The sequence below is a fragment of the Streptosporangium sp. H13245 genome, from assembly GCF_055690525.1.
Genome location: NZ_JBSZKT010000048.1, coordinates 19,192 through 36,102 on the forward strand (window position 1 = coordinate 19,192; position 16,911 = coordinate 36,102).

Here is a 16,911-nt window from a genome sequence, read left to right on the forward strand (position 1 = left end):
GCGTCCACCGCTTCGAGGTGGGGAGCGTGAGTGTCCGCCCCTTCGAGGCGAGGGTCATGGGCGTCCACCGCTTTGGGTGTGGAGCATGAGCGTCTACCCTTCCGGGGCGGTGAGTGTCCACCGCTTCGAGGCGGGGGAGCGTGGGCGTCCACCGCAAGTCACGAACAGGTGGTTCACAAGTGACGCGCCTCATCCTGTCCCCATGAGTAACGCCTTTGAGGACATCGCGAACGCCTTCCAGCCGGTACCGGCCCCCGGTCCCGGGCGCACGCCGGGGAAGATCGGCATGGCCATCCTGTTGATCCTCTGGACGGGCCTGGGCGTGCTGCCCTTCGTGTTCGCGGTGTCCGGCCTCAAGCTCGCGACGGGTTCCATCGGTGTTCCCGGCACCCTCACGGTCGTCTCGTGCGAGAGCCTGGGCCAGGGCCGTTACGACTGCAAGGGCAGTTTCGCGCCCGACGCGGGCGGCGACGCGATCCCGGTCGACGCCTCGCCAGACTCCACCGCCGGGGACGTCAGGCGGGCCCAGCTCACCCCCGAGGGCGACCGCGCCGTCCCGACCGGCACCTCCGGCGTCCTCGCCGCGCTGACCATGCCGTTCCTCGGCGTCGGCGTGCTGGGCTTCCTGCCGTACGTGCTCCTCTACGTTCTCAAGGCGCGTCGTGGCAGGCGCGGCGCGGTGGTTCTCGGCTGCGTCCTCACGGTCGTCTCGCTCGCCGGTGTCGTCGTCGGCGTGGTCGCCGCCTACTCCTGAGCCGTTCCCCTCCTGAGCGTTCCTCTCCTGAGCCCCCCGGGTCTCGGCCCGGGACGAGAGCGGCCGGTGAGGACATCGCCGACCCGGGTCGCAGGCGCCGTTCCCCCTTCCGGACACGAACATAGGCCCGGAAGGGGATTTGTTCTAATTCGAGAAATGTGGCGGTGACCTGGTGAAAGGGTGGTCTCTGCCGGTTCGTCGCTTGTTTCGTCTGCATGGCTTCCCTGGAAGCGGGCAGTCTTCCCCGCGCCCCTCGATGGAGGACCACGACCGGGCGGTGGTCCTCGGTCTCGGCGGTGGGCGTGAGCACCCCGTTCGACGCCCCCGCTGGTTCCGGATCAAACCAGATGGAGGACAAGGTGACGCTAAAAAATCCCGACAGGCCCAACGCGGTGTCGTCGAGCGGATCGGGCAGACCACCACGGCGCATCCCACGCCCGATGGTTGTCGCCACCGCCGTCGTACTGGCGGCGTCGGGCGGTGTCGGGGTCTCCTCGGCGTCAGCGGCATCGCCGCCGCCCGCACCGACGGAATCACCGACGCCGACTCCCAGCGTGTCGGCGACGGTGAGCGAGACACCCACGCCGACCCCGACTCTCAGCCCGACCCTGACGCCGACGCCGACCCCCACCGCCACGACGCCGCCGCCGCCGAGGGTACCCCCGGTGGCGTTCCCCGGCACGCTGCACGGCGAGTTCGTGTTACCGGCGAAGGACGGCTGCGGTTTCACGGTGTTCGCCCAGACCGGCGAGGCGACCGTCCTGGAGGACGGCTCGATCACCGTGAAGAGCCAGGACGGCTTCGAGAAGGTGTACACGATCGCCGACACCACCAAGTCCCTCTCGGGGCGGAAGGGTAACGGCATCAGGCAGGGCGACTGGGTATCGGTGACCGCCACGACCTCGGGCGAGACGGCGACGGCCGCCTACGTCTTCGACCTGACGCGGCCCAGCAAGAAGTTCTGGCGCGGCGGCAACTGGTGGTCGGCCAACCAGTGGCGGCCCGGCAGCAGGTGGCGCAAGCCCGCCGTCTGTCCCACGCCGCCCGTCGCTACCCCCACGGTGCCGCCGCCCGTGGAGGAGACCCCGCTGCCGCCGACAGAGACCCCGTGGCCGCCCACCGAGACTCCTTTGCCGCCCACCGAGACCCCGCTGCCTCCGACGGAGACGCCGGGCGTTCCCACCCCCGAGCCGACCCCCACCCCGACCCCGACCCCGACGCCCACTCCGACCCCGACCCCGACTCCCTGAGTGTCCGGGAACCGAACGCGGCCGTCACACGGCCCTGACCCGCACGGCCGCGCCGTGGATCCGGGGCCGTCCGGTACGAGGTGACGGACCGGTTCCGGCCCCCGCGGCCTGGGCCTGCGACGCCCGGGTCTCCGATCGGAGACCCGGGCGTCGTCGTGTTTGACCGGTCCGTGCCCGGGTAGCGATGGGCGGCCGGGGGGTGGTCGCTCCCCGCGTACGAAGAATGGCCGGAAATATCGTGATGGGGTGGTCGGTTGGGCAGGCATCGCCTCCGATGATTCGGGGCGCCGATGGCGTTTTCCCGCCGCCGTCGCCGGTCGTGACCAGGGGCTGGTCGCACCCCCGTTTATTCCCCCAATGTTCATTCTTTTGGCCGAGGGCTTTTGAGTCCGGCGATCCCCGGCAGGCTCGGCAATTTTCACCCTGTATGGCGGCGCGATAATCGGGGAGCGATGCTCTCCCCGGGGTGCCGGTGTTTTTCTCCCGGCTTTTAAAACGTTTTATTACGCGGGTCTCAACGCTCGATCCGTGAACGGCGCACGCGCGGCCGGACGACGTTGACCGAAATCCGGGGCCGCCCCGCCCGGTCACGCTGGGCCGTCGGCGCCCGGCGTTCGAACCGGGCGGCCGTCGAGCCGGATGCGGATAATTTCCCCAGCTCAGTCGCCATTTTCCGCCTTTCCGTGCCCGGGTTCCTGTGGACTTTTCCCAGCTTCCCCGGTGCGACGCGTGCGGAATGAGAACGACGCAGCGTGACACATTATGTCGCGGTAAAAATCGGTATTACGTCGGGATATTTATGCTTCTAAGCTGCTGATTAACGGGAAATATGCCATTCATGGGTGACTTGCCACATACGCGATGATTTGCTATATGTGAAGAGAGAGGGGCATTGTTAAATCAAGATCGTGTGCGCGGTCGCGCCGAATAGTGAGCATCCGGAATTGGCGGTATGGGTGTGTCACATTCGGTCCGCGCCGTCGCTCCGTCGGCGAAACGGCGATCCACCGTGAAGGGAAAGGTAAGGTGACGAACGACCGTGAGGGTCCCCGTCCGCGGTCAACCGGGATGGCGTGGAAGGTGTCGCGAATATCCGGCCGGGAATGGGGATTGATGAGTGGGATGAGGCGAGATGATCCGATTAGATTGCCGTTAACGGGAGTGTCGAGGCGCATATGCTGTTTCGTATACTGGGTCCACTTGAAGTGCTGATAGGTGACACACCGGTCGTTGTCGGAAAAAACCGGCAGCGCATCGTTCTCACGATGCTCCTGGCCAGTGCGGGCCGCATCGTGACGGTCGGGGAGATCGTGGAGGCCCTCTGGGCGGGCAGGCCGCCGCGGACCGCCGCCGAGCAGGTGCAGACGTGCATCTGGCAGTTGCGCCGTTCCTTCGCGCTCGCCGGAGCCGTCGCCGATCTCATCGAGACGACGTCACCGGGGTACGCCCTGCGCGTCGACCCGCAGACCGTCGACGCGCACCGGTTCAACGAGCAGGTCGCCGACGCCCGTTCGCTGGCCGCGCAGGGCGACCGGACGCTGGCGGCGTCCCGTTTCCGCTGCGCGCTGTCGCTGTTCCGCGGCCCGGTGCTCGCCGAGGTCGACAGCCCCGCCGTGCAGGCCATCGCCACCAAGTGGGAGGAGCGGCGGCTGTCGGTCATCGAGGAGTGCATCGACCTGGAGCTCCAGTGCGGCCGGGGCCGGGAGCTGATCGACGAGCTGATGGTCCTGGTGGAGCGGTATCCCCTGCGGGAGGGCCTGCGCGCGCAGCTGATGTACGCGCTGTACTGCGCCGACCGGCGGGCGGAGGCGCTGGAGGCCTACGCCGCGGGGCGGGCGCTCCTCGTCGACCAGCTCGGCCTCGAACCCGGCCCGACCCTGCGGGAGATGCACCAGCGCGTCCTGGCGGGCGAGCCGGTCCACACCGTCGAGGACGCGCCCGTCAACGTGCCCGCCCAGCTCGTCGCGGACCTGCCCGACTACGTCGGCCGGCCCGAGCACGAGCGCCGCATCCACGCCGCGCTGACGGCCGACAGCCACGGCGCCCGCATCTGCGGCGTCTACGGCAAGTGGAGCTCCGGCAAGTCGGCGATGGCCCTGCACGTGGCCCACCAGCTGCGCGACGAGTTCCCCGACGGGCAGCTCTACGCCGATCTGCGCGGTTCCCGGCCCGACCCGGTCGACGTCGGCGACGTGCTGTCCTGCTTCCTGCGCTCCTTCGGCGTCGCCGACACCGCCATCCCGAAGGAGCTCGCCGAGCGGGCCGCGATCTACCGCAGCCTGCTCGACCGCAGGCGCGTGCTCATCATGCTCGACGACGTGCTCGGGGCCGGTCACGTCTGGCCGCTGATCCCGGCCACGCCCGAGGCCGCGCTGCTGATGACCAGCCGGTCGAACCTGTCCGACGTCCCGGGCAACTTCCCCGTCGAGGTGGGCATGCTCACCGTCGACCAGTCGGTCGAGCTTCTCCGCAAGGTCGTGGGCGTCCACCGGATAGCGGCGGAGCCCGAGGCGGTGGACGAGGTGGTCGGCGCGACCGGCAGGCTGGCGCTCTCGGTGCGCGCCGCCGCCGCGCGCCTGGCCTCCCGTACCCACCTCAAGATCGGCCGTCTCGCACAGCGGCTGAGCGACCCGGACCGCCGGTTGGACGAGCTCTCCCACGGCGCGTTCGACATGCGCTCCTACCTGGCTCCCAGCGTCGAGGCCCTCGACCCGGACGCGCGGCGGGTCTGGTACGCGGCGGGCATGCTGCAGGTGCCCGACTTCGGCGCCTGGGTGATCGCCGCGGCCGTCGACACCCCGATCGCCGAGGTGGAGCCGATCCTGGAACACCTCGTCGACCGGGGGCTGCTGGACGTGGCGGGGACCGACCACATGGGGGTGTTGCGCTGCCGGATGCACGAGCTGATGGGGCTGTACGCCAGGGAACGCTCCCTCAGCGAGCTGACCGTCGCGCAGCGGGCCGGGATGCTCGACCGTGCCACCGACTGCTGGCTGGGGCTCGCCCAGGGTGCCGAGCGCCTGCTCAAAGGCGAGCCGGGGGCGTCCGTCCTCATCGAATGCCCGACGGCGGTGTGCGAGCAGATGATCGAGATGGTGACGTCCGATCCGGGTGCCTGGCTCGAACTCGAGACCGAGGGGCTGCGGTTCGCCGCCCACCATCGCGGCCGGCTGTCCCGGGTGCCGTCACCGGCCCGTTCCCGGCTCGGCCGCCGCGACCTCGGCATCGTCGGCGCGGACACGGATGACCAGGACGGTGTCGCGGCCGTGCCGTCCGCGAGCTGACAGCCGTCAAACGAACAGTTGGACAGTTGAGAGGTGCTGATGAATATTCGAATCGCAGTGATCTACTACTCGGCGACGGGAAACGTGCACGCGCTCGCCGAGGCCCTGGCCCGTGGCATCGCCTCGACGGGGGCGGAGGTCCGGCTGCGCCGGGTCACCGAGCTGGCACCCCGTGCGGCGATCGACTCCAACCCGGCCTGGCGGGAGCATCTTGACGCCACCGCGCACATCGAGGAGGCCACCGTCGAGGATCTCGTCTGGGCCGACGGTTTCGCCTTCGGCACGCCCACCCGCTTCGGCAACGTCAGCTCCCAGCTCAAGCAGTTCCTCGACACGACCGGCAAGATCTGGCATGAGGGCGAGCTGACCGGCAAGGCGGCGACCGGGTTCACCAGCAGCTACGAGGTCCACGGCGGGCAGGAGACCACCCTGGTCGCCCTCTACAACGTGATGCACCACTGGGGCTCGATCATCGTTCCCGCCGGGTACGCCGACTACGACCTCATCCACGCCGCGGGCGGCAACCCGTACGGCATCAGCATCCGCGACGGCGACGAGGACCTGGCCAAGCACGTGTACGCCGCCGCCGAGTACCACGGTGCCCGCTTCGCCCGGATCGCCGGGGCGCTCAAGCCGCTGCGAGCCGCGGACGCGTGACGTACGGCCCGGCATGACACCGGCATGAGGCGCCACCCGAGGCCGCCGGAGCAGCGCTCCGGCGGCCTCGTCGTCTCACGGCCCGCCCAGGCCGGGGCCGGTGAGAGATGGGGAAGAGAGCATCGAGAGCCGACGCTCATAGCGTGGGCTCACGTGATTGCAGGCGGTTCCCGGACATCGTCGCGTATGGGTCCGGACCGGCGCTCCCGGCCAGCAGAGGCGGTATCACATGCGCGAAGTACCGAGTACGAACCAGACCGGCAAGGATGACTTCCGCGCCCTGATGGCGGGTTTTCCCACCGGGGTGGCGGTCGTGACGGTCGTCTCCGCCGACGGCAGCCCCAAGGGCATCACCTGCTCGTCGGTCTGCAGTGTCACCCTCGCCCCGCCGACCCTGCTGGTGTGTGTGCGCAACGCCAGCCCGACCCTGGCGGCGGTGCTCGCCGCCGGGCGGTTCACCCTCAATCTTCTCGACCACAACGCCCGGCCGACGGCCGAGCTGTTCGCCTCCGGCGATCCGCGCCGCTTCGAGCGCGCCGAGTGGACGGTCGACGGCGGGGCCTGCGGCCCGCACCTGGTGCGGGACGCCCATTCCATCGCCGACTGCCTGGTGTCGCGCGCCGACCGGGTCGGCGACCACACCGTCGTGATGGGCGCGGTCCAGCGCGTGCTGCGCCGCGAGGCGCGCCGCCCGCTGCTGTACGGGCTGCGCCGCTACTCGGTGTGGCCGGAACCGCACGAGCCCGTCCCCGCCGACATCACGGACATCGCGGAACCCGCCGCCGCGGGGCACCGCCAGCGGCCCGCGCTGACCGCGGAAACAGCGAGCCACCGAATGTCATGAAGGAGCACAGATGACCAGCTCGACGAGGAGCACCTTCGCCCCGGTCTCCGACCCGTACCAGCACACCGAGAACTTCCGCCACGCCTTCAACTCCGGCGACGTGGCCGCCGTCGAGGCCGGTCTGGAGGACGGCGCGGTGTTCGTCCGCGGACCCGGTGACCCCGTCACCGGCGGCGAGGCGAGCAAGGCCATCGCCGACTTCCTCGCGCTCGGGCTGCCCATGGACATCCGCGACCGCCACGTCTACGTCGCGGGCGACATCGCGCTGATCATCGCCGACTGGGTCGTGGAGGGCACCGGGCCCGGCGGCGACCACATGCGGATGGAGGGGACGAGCACCGACGTCATCCGGCGCGGCGCCGACGGCCTCTGGCGCTCGGTCATCGACAACCCGCACGGCACCACGCGACCCGCGAGCTGACCACCGGGGAGACCCGCGCTCCGACCCTCGGGGAGACCTGCGGCTCGGCCGCCTAGGAAGACCCGTGGCCTGGCCGCCGGAGACACCCGGGAGCCGCGCCCCCGACCCCCTCGACACCTCAAGGAGAGAACGTGACCATCACCACGCCCGCCCCCGCGGGAGCCATACCCCGGCCGGACTGGTCGGCCAGGCCGGACACGCCGACGGGCTGGATCGACCGCGCCCGGGAGGTCGCCGACGTGCTGAGCGTCGGCGCGGCCGAACGCGACCGCGCCAACCAGACGCCGCACGAGGAGATCCAGATCCTCAAGGAGTCGGGACTGGTACCGATCTTCGGTCCCGTGGAGCACGGCGGCGCCGGGCAGGAATGGCCGACGGCCTACCGGGTCGTGCGGGCGGTCGCCTCGGCCGACGGGTCGATCGGCCAGCTGCTGGGCGACCACTACACGTGGTGCTGGCTGCCCCGGTGGCTGGGCACCGAGGAGCAGATCCGGCGGCTGGAGATCGAGGCCACCCGGGGCAACTGGTTCTTCGGGTGCGCCCTCAACCCGCGCGACGCCGACGTGGTCGCCACCGACGAGGGCGACCACCTGGTCTTCAACGGCAGCAAGCACTTCTGCACCGGGGTGAAGGTCTCCGACCACACGGTGCTGGAAGGCGTGCTGAACGGTACGGACCACGTGCTGGCCGTCGTACCCACCGACCAGCCGGGCATCGTCCACCACAACAACTGGGACAACATGGGCCAGCGCCTGACCGAGAGCGGCGGGATCACCATCCGCGACGTCAGGGTGCCCTGGGAGGACGCGCTGGGCTACCGGGACAAGGTGTTCAACCCCCGCACCTACGCGACCACGAACGTGCCGACCGGCCAGCTCCTGTTCTGCAACATCTGGCTGGGCGTGGCCGGGGGCGCGCTGCGCGCCGCGATCGACTACACCCAGACGGGCCGGGGCTGGGGCGGCTACGAGCGCACCGTCGACGAGCCCCGCGTGCAGGACACCATCGGCGACCTCACCGCCAAGCTCTGGGCCGCCGAGGCGCTGGCCGACCAGGTCGCCGAGGAGGGCATGGCGCTGCACCGCGACCCCGACTCGGTCACCCCCCGGATCCGCGGCGAGTACAAGGTGCGGACCGCGGCGGTCAAGGCGCGGGCCGACGAGGTCGCGCTCGAGGTCACCTCACGGATCTTCGAGGTCACCGGGGCCCGCTCCACCGCGAACCGGTTCGGCTTCGACCGGTTCTGGCGCAACGCCCGTACCCACACGCTGCACCACCCGGTGGCCTACCAGCGCCGCGAGGTCGGCCTGTACCAGCTGCTGGACGAGGTTCCCGAGCCCGGCCGCTACTCCTGACAACGGCCCCCGAACAGGAAGGACGAACCTGCCGTGACCACGATCCCGCACGTGTCCCTCAACGATGGCGTGTCCATCCCGCGGCTCGGGTACGGGGTGTTCCTCATCCCCGCCGACCAGGTGGTGGAACCGATGACGACGGCGATCGAGGAGGGCTACCGCCTGATCGACACCGCCGCCGCCTACCAGAACGAGGCCGGAGTCGGAAAGGCGATCGCCAACAGCGACGTTCCCCGCGAGGAGTTCGCCGTCACCACCAAGCTGTGGAACGACGACCACGGCTACGACGCGACCCTGCGGGCCTTCGACGAGAGCATGGACAGGCTCGGCCTCGACTACCTCGACCTGTACCTGATCCACTTCCCGCGCCCCGCGCTGAACCGGTACGTGGACAGCTGGCGGGCGTTCGAGAGGCTGCGGGCCGACGGCCGCGTCCGGTCGATCGGCGTGTCGAACTTCGGCGTCGCCGAGCTCGACCGGCTGGCCGAGGAGTGCTCCGTGGTTCCCTCGATCAACCAGATCGAGCTGCACCCCCTGTACCCGCAGCACGAGCTGCGCGCCGCGCACGCCGAGCGCGGCATCGTGACGCAGGCCTGGAGCCCCATCGGCCGCGACCAGGGGCTGCTCCAGCACCCCACGGCGGTGGAGATCGCCGAGGAGTGCGGCAGGACCCCCGCGCAGGTCGTGCTGCGCTGGCACCTGCAGCACGACATCGTCGTCATCCCGAAGTCGGCCAAGCCCGAGCGCATCCGCGCCAACATCCAGGTGTTCGACTTCACCCTCGACGAGTCCCAGATGGCGCGGCTGGACGACCTGGGCGACGAGCAGAGATGCCACCCCGTCCCCGGCACGCTGTTCGACGTGTCGTGACGGCCCCACGGGAGGAGAACGCGGTGTCCTTTCAGAACCATCACGGCCCCCAGGGCCCCCGGAAGGTGCGGTCACGCGAGGACCTCGTCGGCCCGCTGTTCGGGGCGGCGGCGTTCCAGATGCTCAACGCGGGCTGCGAGCTGGGCCTGTTCGCCCTGTTGCACGACAAGGGGGAACTGGCCGCGGAGGAGGTCGGCGGCGCGCTCGGGCTGGAGTCGCGACCGGCGGAGATCCTGCTGCTGGGCGTCACCGCCCTCGGGCTCACCGAGGCGACCGGCGGGCGCTACCGCAACTGCGCGGTGATCCGGGAGATGTTCGAGGACGGCTCCTGGGAGGTCGTGGCCGACATCGTCGCCTTCCAGGCCCAGCTCGTCTACCTCCCGCTCGCGGACCTCGTCGAGTCCCTGCGGGAGAACACCAACGCCGGGCTCGCCCGGTTCGCGGGGACGGGCGACGACCTGTACCACCGGCTGCCCGAGACGCCGGAGCTGGAGCGGCTGTTCTATCGCTGCATGCGGTCCTGGTCGCTGCTGTCCAACCCGGTCCTGGTCGCCAAGGCGGACCTCACCGGGGTGAGCAGGGTGCTCGACGTCGGCGGCGGTGACGGGGTCAACGCGATCGAGCTGGCCCGCGCCAACCCCGGGGTCGAGTTCACCGTGCTCGACCTGCCGGGCGCGGTGGACATCGCCCGGCGCAAGATCGCCGACAACGGCCTGAGCGACCGCATCGACGTGCGGGTGGGCGACATCTTCAACGACCCGTACCCCCAGGGCCACGACGCGGTGCTGTTCGCCAACCAGCTGGTCATCTGGTCCCCGGAGCAGAACCTCGGCCTGCTGCGCAAGGCGCACGCGGCGCTGCCCGAGGGCGGCAGGGTCATGGTGTTCAACGTGATGTCCGGCGACACCGGTGACGGCCCGCTCTACTCGGCGCTGGACAACGCCTACTTCGCCACGCTCACCGCGCCGCGCAGCATGATCTACAGCTGGAGCCACTACGAGCGGTGGATGCGTGAGACGGGCTTCGACGAGGTGCGCAGGCTTCCCGGGGAGACCTGGACCCCGCACGGAGTGATCAGCGGGACCAAGCGGACTCCCGCCACGGGATGAGCCGGGGATCCGGACGGGCCGCCCACCCGGGCCCGTCCGGGCCGCCGCCCGGTCCCGAAGTCCCGGCCGCCGCCCGGTCCCCGAAGTCCCGGCCCCGAGATCCCGACCTCCGAGATCCCGGCCCCGAAATCCTCGCCCGCGCTTCCCCTCCGGCGGGCTCCCGGACCCCTGTCCGTACGTGCCCTGTCCGCGCGCTCCCCGTCCGGGCTTCCCGCGAGGGCTCTCCGCCCAGGCTCTCCGTCGTGGAGAGCGGAGCGAGAACACGCCGGACTAGCGTCGGGAGCGCCCGGGTCCAGAGCCCCGGGTCCCAACCCGGTCCTGCCTGCCGTACAGGAGTCATCGAGATGAGTGCCGCACGGCGTATCGAGGGAATCCTCGACGAGATCCGCGACATCGCCCCCGCGTGGCGCCGCGCGCTGGACCACGCCGCCCAGCGCAGGCTGCGGGAGCTGACCACCGAGCTGACCGCGACGTACCCGGCGGGTGACGCGCGCTACCGGCACGTCCTCGCGGCGGCCGGACGGGACGTCGGCGTGCCGTACCGGCGGGTACGCGACCTGATCGGCGGTCGCACCGTGCTGGTCATCGGGTCCGAGGGGCGTATCGGCGGCACCCTGGTCGCCGGGCTCGCGGACATGGGGCCGGGCAGGCTGCTGACGGCCGGTCTCTCGCCGGACGCCTCCGTGGACGGCGCCGAGCACCGCGTCCTCGACGTCCGCGACCGGGAGCGGGTGTCCCGGCTGATCGCCGGCATCCGCCCCGACGTCGTCTTCCACCTGGACACGCGCCCCGTCACGGGAACGGCCGAACACGAAACCCACGACTCGGTGTGTACCGACGTGCTGGGCACCCGCCACGTCGTGGACGCCTGCGCCGCCGCGCGGGTCGGCGTCCTGGTCGTCGCCTCCACCGAGGAGTCCCTGCTCCTCTACGCCCACGACGCCCGGTCGGCCAGCAAACGGGCCATCGAGCTGATCGTCGCCGACGCCGCGGCGCGGGGGCGGGTGAACGCCGTCATCGCGCGTCTCGCCCACGTCGCCGACGACTCGCCGCTGCTGCGCCGGTTCCGCCGCTCGTGCCGCGAGGGGACGGTGCTGTGGCTACCGGCGCCGACCCGGCGATTCCACCTGCAGTCCGCGCGGGAGGCCGTACAGCTGCTGCTGGTGGCGGCGACCGGCGCCCGGGACGGCGCGGCGGCCGTGCACGCCGTCCGGGACCTTGCCTTACCCGCGACCTCCCTGGACCTGGCGGTCGGGGTGATGAGAGAGGAAGGGGTGACGGCGATGCGCATCGCCGACGACGTGACGGGCAGACCGCCCCAGCACTGCCCGGATCTGACGGGCCAGGCGGGTCTCACCGGGATCAGCCCGCTGTTCAACGCCTTCGAGGCGTCCGGCGCCGAGCGGTCGACCTCGCCGGACGTCGACGTGGTGGCCTGCCGGTTCCGGCTGCCCGCCGCGGCCGTACGGCAGCTCGACCATCTCGCCGGGCTCTGCCTGGGCCCCCGGGAGCACGACATGGCCGACGCGTTCGACCGGTTCGCGCGCACCCTGCTGGAGGCCGGCCTGGCACAGACGCCGAGGTCCGTCGTACGCCGCGTCGCGCACCTGAGCGAACCTCACCGCGAGCACATGACGGCGACGGACCGGATGGTCAACGACCGTGTCAGGTGGTGGGCGACCCGATGAGCACCTCGAAACGAAACCGTCTCCCTGGAACGGTCCTGCTGCTCTGCCTGAGCCAGATCGTCGGATCGCTCGGGCTGGCCGCGGGCGCCACCGCGGGCCCCCTGCTCGCCGAGCTGATCACCGGATCCGCGGCGTACGGCCCGACGGCGATGGGCGCGCTGGTCACCGGGTCGGCGCTGGCCGGTCCCGCCGCGGGCGCGATCATGCGGCGGCTCGGGCGCGTGTGGGGCCCGGCCGCCTGCAACCTCTGCGCGACCGTGGGCGCGGCCGTCGTCGTGTTCTCCGTGCACTGGGGGCTGGCGAGCCTGCTGGCCGGCACCGTGCTCCTGGGCGCGGGCACCACCGGCGTGATGCTCGGCCGGTATCTGGCCACCGACCTCGTCGACGAGCGCCGCGCCCCGCAGGCGATGGGCCTGGCGGTCGCGGCCGTCACCGTCGGCGCGGTCCTCGGGCCCGTGCTGCTCGGCCCGACCGGCGCGGTGGCGGAGGCGGCGGGCCTGCCCCCGCAGACGGGTCTGCACCTGCTCGCGGTGGTGGTGTTCCCGCTGGCCTCGCTGATCCTGCTCAGGCTGCGCGGTGGCGGCGGGCCCAAGGTGTCCAAGGCGTCCGAGGCGTCCGAGGCGTCCGCGACGGACAGTCCGGCCGCCGGGCGCGGGCCGGGACGGCTGCTGCCGCTGCTGGTCCTGGGCACCGGCAACCTGTCCATGGTCGCGATCATGGGTTCCGTGCCGAACCACCTGCAGCACAACGGGTGGGGCCTTCAGGCGGTCGGCATGTTCGCCGCCCTGCACATCGGCGCGATGTTCGCCTTCGCGCCGGTCTCCGCGGCGCTGTGCAGGCGGTTCGGCCCCCGCCCCGTGGCACTGGCCGCGGCGCTGTGCATGACCGGCTCGCTCGCCTTCGGCGTGCTCGGCGGCGGCATCGGCTCCGACCTGGCGTTGCTGGCGCTGGTCGGGGTGTCCTGGAACCTGCACCTGGTCAGCGGCAGCATGTGGCTGGTGGAGGTGACGCCGGAACCGCTGCGCCACCGCGCGGAGGGGCTCGGCGAGCTCGCCATGGGCGCCGCCGCCGCGGCAGGCAGCCTCGGTCTCGCCGGGCCGCTGCTCTCCCTGGGCGGGCTTCCGCTGCTCTGCCTGGCGATGGCCGCGGTCAACGTCGCGACCGCCGTGGCGCTCTCCGCCAGGGTACGGTCGCGCCGCGCGGCGGCCCCGGTCCCCGTGGATTCCCTGAAGTCGTAATGCCCCGGCCCGTACGGGGAAGTTCTCCGTCGGAGAGACCGACCACGATTCCACCGACCACGATTCCATGGAGCCGAGTTGACCGCAGAGTCCAAAGCAGAGTCCGGAGCCGAGTCCGCGACAGAGTCCGGGTCCGTGATGTCTCCCAGCCGCTTCGACGCCCGGATCACCGCGGATCCGGACTCGGCCTGGCCCGCGGGACCGCACCGCTACCGGCTGGTCGCGAGCCGCGCGTGCCCGTTCGCCAGCAGGGCCGTGGTGACCCGCAGGCTGCTCGGCCTGGAGGACGCGATCTCGCTGGCCCTCGTCGATCCCATCCAGGACGACCGGGGCTGGAACTTCGGCCTCGGCCCCGACGGCAGGGATCCCGTCCTCGGCTACCGCTACCTCAGTGAGGCGTACCTGGCCGCCGACGCCGGTTACGACGGCGGGTTCAGCGTTCCCGCGATGGTCGACGTGGGCACCCGGCGCCTGGTCACCAACGACTTCGGCAGGATGACGCTGGACCTGGCGACCCAGTGGACGGCCCTCGCCCGCCCCGGCGCCCCCGACCTGTACCCCGGGCCGCTGCGCGCGGAGATCGACGAGCTGAACGAGCTGGTCTTCCGCGACGTCAACATCGGGGTGTACGAGGCGGGCATGGCCACCACCCAGGAGGCGTACTCGCGGGCCTACGACGCGCTGTTCGCCCGCCTGGACGCGCTGGAGGAGCGGCTGCGGACCCGCCGCTACCTGGTCGGCGACACGATCACCGAGGCCGACATCCGGCTGTTCACCTCGCTGGTGCGCTTCGACGTGGTCTACCACGGGCACTTCCGGTGCAACCGGTCGAAGCTCACGGAGATGCCGTCGCTGTGGGCGTACGCGCGTGACCTGTTCCAGACCCCCGGCTTCGGCGACACGGTCGACTTCGACCACATCAAGCGCCACTACCACATCGTGCTGGACGAGAACAATCCCCATCACATCGTGCCCGGTGGCCCGGACCTGTCCGGCTGGCTCACCCCGCACGGCCGCGAGCGTCTCGGCGGCAGGCCGTTCGGGGACGGCACCCCGCCGGGGCCGCCGCCTGGCGCGGAGGCCGTGCCCTCCCGGGGACGCGTGGCCTGATCTCCCCGGCATGACCTGATCCGCCCCGGCTCCGGTTTTCCGGAGCCGGGGCGGATCAGGTTCAGGGTCACGGCACGGGGTCAGGTCGCGCAGTGCTGCCGCAGCAGCCGCGCCACGGCGAAGGCCAGCTCGATGGACTGGCCGGCGTTCAGCCGGGGGTCGCACGCGGTCTCGTACCGGTGCCCGAGATGCATGTCGAGCACCTCCTCCACCCCGCCGAGGCACTCGGTGACGTCGTCGCCGCTCAGTTCGAGGTGGATGCCGCCGGGGAAGGTGCCCGCGGCCCGGTGCACGGCGAAGAACCCCGCGATCTCGCGGGTGATGTCCGACAGCCGCCTCGTCTTGTAGCCGCTCTGTGAGCGGAAGGTGTTGGCGTGCATGGGGTCGCAGGCCCACACCACCGGCCGCCCGGTCGCCTGGATCTCGTGGACCAGCGGCGGGAGCAGGTCGAGTACCCGGTCGGCGCCCAGCCTGCTGATCAGCACCAGCCTGCCGGGCGCGTGGCCGGGGTCCAGCCGCTCGCACAGGAGCCGCAGCTCGGCAGGGGTGACGTCCGGCCCGATCTTCACCCCGATCGGGTTCGCGATCCCGGACAGGTACTCGATGTGCGCGCCGTCGCGCCCGCGGGTCCTGTCGCCCACCCACAGCATGTGGGCGCTGGTGCCGTACCAGGCTCCCGTTTCCGTGTCGGGCCTGGTCAGAGCCTCCTCCCAGCCGGGCAGCAGCGCCTCGTGCGAGGTGTAGAGGTGGTCCTGCGGCGCGCTCCGGTCCGGCCTCTCCGCACCGCACGCGGACATGAAGCGCAGCGCCCACGCGATGTCGGCGGCGACGTCCTCGTGCTGCCGGGCCGCCGGGTTGCGCCGCACGAACTCCTGGTTCCAGGCGTGCACCTGCTCCAGGTCGGCGAAGCCCTCCTGGAGGAGAGCGCGCAACACGTTCAGCGTCGCCGACGCGTGGTGGTAGGCGCTGCGCAGCCGCTCGACGTCGGGGGTACGGGCGGCCCGGGTGGGCGCCGTGTCGTTGACGATGTCGCCCCGGTACACGGGCAGCTCGACACCGTCGACGATCTCGGTCGGGCTGCTGCGCGGCTTGCCGAACTGCCCGGCGATCCGGCCGACCTTGACCACCGGCAGGCCGGAGCCGTAGGACAGCAGGATCGCCAGCTGCAGGATCAGCCGGAGCTTGCCGCGTACCCCGTTCTCGATGCAGGAGGCGAACCGCTCCGCGCAGTCACCCGCCTGGAGGAAGAAGGCGCGGCCGTCCGCGACGCGGGCCAGCTCCGCCCGCAGGTCCTCGATCTCGCCGGGCAGTACCAGCGGCGGAAGCTGGGAGATCTCGTCGAGGACGCGGCCCAGCCCGCCCGGGTCGGCCCAGTCGGGTTGCTGGGAGATGGGCAGCTCGCGCCAGGAGTCCGGACGCCAGCCGACCGGCGGCAGGTGCGCGCCGGTACGGGCCGACGGCAGGGGAGGGGCTCCACCGGTCGGAACATCAATCATCTGCATGCCGCTGACAACTCCTTCACCAGATCTGTGCGATCGCGTCCGCTCTCGGGTGACGCGTCGCGGTCGCCGTTCTCAGCCACGGGAGCCACGAAGGCCACGGAAGTCAAAGGGGGCACGGGGGCTGTGGTGTCCGCGGCCCGCCGCGTGCCGGTCTCCCCGGCGGGGCGGTCATCCGCTCTCCAGAAAGGTCATCCGCTCTCCAGGAAGTTCGCCATGAGCCGCTTGCCCATGGGGGTGAGCACGGACTCCGGATGGAACTGGACGCCGAAGGTCGGGTGCGACCGGTGACGCAGCCCCATCAGCACACCGTCGTCGGTCCACGCGGTGGGCACGAGCTCGTCGGGCAGGGTCGCGTGGTCCACCGCCAGCGAGTGGTACCGGGTGGCGGTGAACGGGTTGGGCAGGCCGGACAGGACCCCCGTGCCGTCGTGCCTGATCGTCGAGGCCTTGCCGTGCATCGGTGCCGTCCGCACCACCTCGGCGCCGTACGCCGCGGCGATGCCCTGGTGGCCCAGGCAGACGCCCAGCACCGGCATCCGGCCGGTGAGCGCCCGCGCGGCCGGTGCCGACAGACCGGCCTCCGCGGGGGTGCGGGGGCCGGGGGAGATCACCAGCATGTCGTGGCGGGCCAGCCCGCCGATCGTCGTCTCGTCGTTGCGGAACACCGACACCGCGGCGCCGAGCTCGGCGAGATAGTGGACCAGGTTGTAGGTGAAGGAGTCGTAGTTGTCGATCACCGCCACCTTGGGGGACGCGCTCATGCCGTGGCCTCCGTTCCGCTGGGGGTCGCGTTCATGCCGTGGTCTCCGTCTCGCGTGCCGCGCCGGAC

Annotated in this window: 14 protein-coding genes; 12 read left to right on the plus strand and 2 right to left on the minus strand. The window is 71.4% G+C overall.

Annotated features, from left to right (window positions below):
- Window positions 1-202 precede the first annotated feature (202 nt).
- The 12 genes from ACW9TB_RS36255 to ACW9TB_RS36310 all read left to right on the plus strand — a co-directional run bounded on the left by ACW9TB_RS36255 (window position 203) and on the right by ACW9TB_RS36310 (window position 14,580).
- The gene (locus ACW9TB_RS36255; RefSeq protein WP_472752639.1) at window positions 203-754 is read left to right on the plus strand and encodes a hypothetical protein; all 552 of its coding nucleotides are present in this window, start codon (window positions 203-205) and stop codon (window positions 752-754) included.
- Between the two features lie 566 nt (window positions 755-1,320).
- Window positions 1,321-2,004: a hypothetical protein gene (locus ACW9TB_RS36260; protein WP_472752640.1), complete on the plus strand. Its 684-nt coding sequence runs from the start codon at window positions 1,321-1,323 to the stop codon at window positions 2,002-2,004.
- A gap of 1,175 nt (window positions 2,005-3,179) precedes the next feature.
- A complete protein-coding gene (locus ACW9TB_RS36265) occupies window positions 3,180-5,288 on the plus strand; it encodes an AfsR/SARP family transcriptional regulator (protein WP_472752641.1) in 2,109 nt (702 codons plus the stop codon).
- Between the two features lie 39 nt (window positions 5,289-5,327).
- A complete protein-coding gene (gene wrbA / locus ACW9TB_RS36270) occupies window positions 5,328-5,945 on the plus strand; it encodes an NAD(P)H:quinone oxidoreductase (RefSeq protein WP_472752642.1) in 618 nt (205 codons plus the stop codon).
- Window positions 5,946-6,174: 229 nt separating this feature from the next.
- Window positions 6,175-6,789, plus strand: coding sequence for a flavin reductase family protein (locus ACW9TB_RS36275; protein ID WP_472752643.1), 615 nt, complete (start codon window positions 6,175-6,177; stop codon window positions 6,787-6,789).
- Between the two features lie 10 nt (window positions 6,790-6,799).
- The gene (locus ACW9TB_RS36280; protein WP_472752644.1) at window positions 6,800-7,210 is read left to right on the plus strand and encodes a YybH family protein; all 411 of its coding nucleotides are present in this window, start codon (window positions 6,800-6,802) and stop codon (window positions 7,208-7,210) included.
- A gap of 131 nt (window positions 7,211-7,341) precedes the next feature.
- A complete protein-coding gene (locus ACW9TB_RS36285; protein ID WP_472752645.1) occupies window positions 7,342-8,565 on the plus strand; it encodes an acyl-CoA dehydrogenase family protein in 1,224 nt (407 codons plus the stop codon).
- A gap of 51 nt (window positions 8,566-8,616) precedes the next feature.
- Complete coding sequence (locus ACW9TB_RS36290; RefSeq protein ID WP_472752646.1) at window positions 8,617-9,435, plus strand: aldo/keto reductase; 819 nt, start codon at window positions 8,617-8,619, stop codon at window positions 9,433-9,435.
- A 23-nt stretch (window positions 9,436-9,458) separates the two neighbouring features.
- A complete protein-coding gene (locus tag ACW9TB_RS36295; RefSeq protein WP_472752647.1) occupies window positions 9,459-10,544 on the plus strand; it encodes a methyltransferase in 1,086 nt (361 codons plus the stop codon).
- Between the two features lie 344 nt (window positions 10,545-10,888).
- Entirely contained in the window at window positions 10,889-12,232 is a 1,344-nt protein-coding gene (locus tag ACW9TB_RS36300) for an NAD-dependent epimerase/dehydratase family protein (protein ID WP_472752648.1), read from the plus strand.
- Entirely contained in the window at window positions 12,229-13,470 is a 1,242-nt protein-coding gene (locus tag ACW9TB_RS36305) for an MFS transporter (RefSeq protein ID WP_472752649.1), read from the plus strand. The genes ACW9TB_RS36300 and ACW9TB_RS36305 overlap by 4 nt, the downstream gene beginning before the upstream one ends.
- A 138-nt stretch (window positions 13,471-13,608) precedes the next feature.
- Window positions 13,609-14,580, plus strand: a complete 972-nt coding sequence (locus tag ACW9TB_RS36310) for a glutathione S-transferase family protein (RefSeq protein ID WP_472752665.1) — start codon at window positions 13,609-13,611, stop codon at window positions 14,578-14,580.
- Window positions 14,581-14,660: 80 nt separating this feature from the next.
- On the opposite strand, the gene ACW9TB_RS36315 is transcribed toward ACW9TB_RS36310, so the two are convergent.
- Window positions 14,661-16,082, minus strand: coding sequence for a class II 3-deoxy-7-phosphoheptulonate synthase (locus ACW9TB_RS36315; RefSeq protein ID WP_472752650.1), 1,422 nt, complete (start codon window positions 16,080-16,082; stop codon window positions 14,661-14,663).
- 188 nt (window positions 16,083-16,270) lie between these two features.
- Window positions 16,271-16,843 (minus strand): anthranilate synthase component II, encoded by a 573-nt coding sequence (locus ACW9TB_RS36320; RefSeq protein ID WP_472752651.1) that lies wholly within the window; start codon window positions 16,841-16,843, stop codon window positions 16,271-16,273.
- Between the last annotated feature and the right edge of the window lie 68 nt (window positions 16,844-16,911).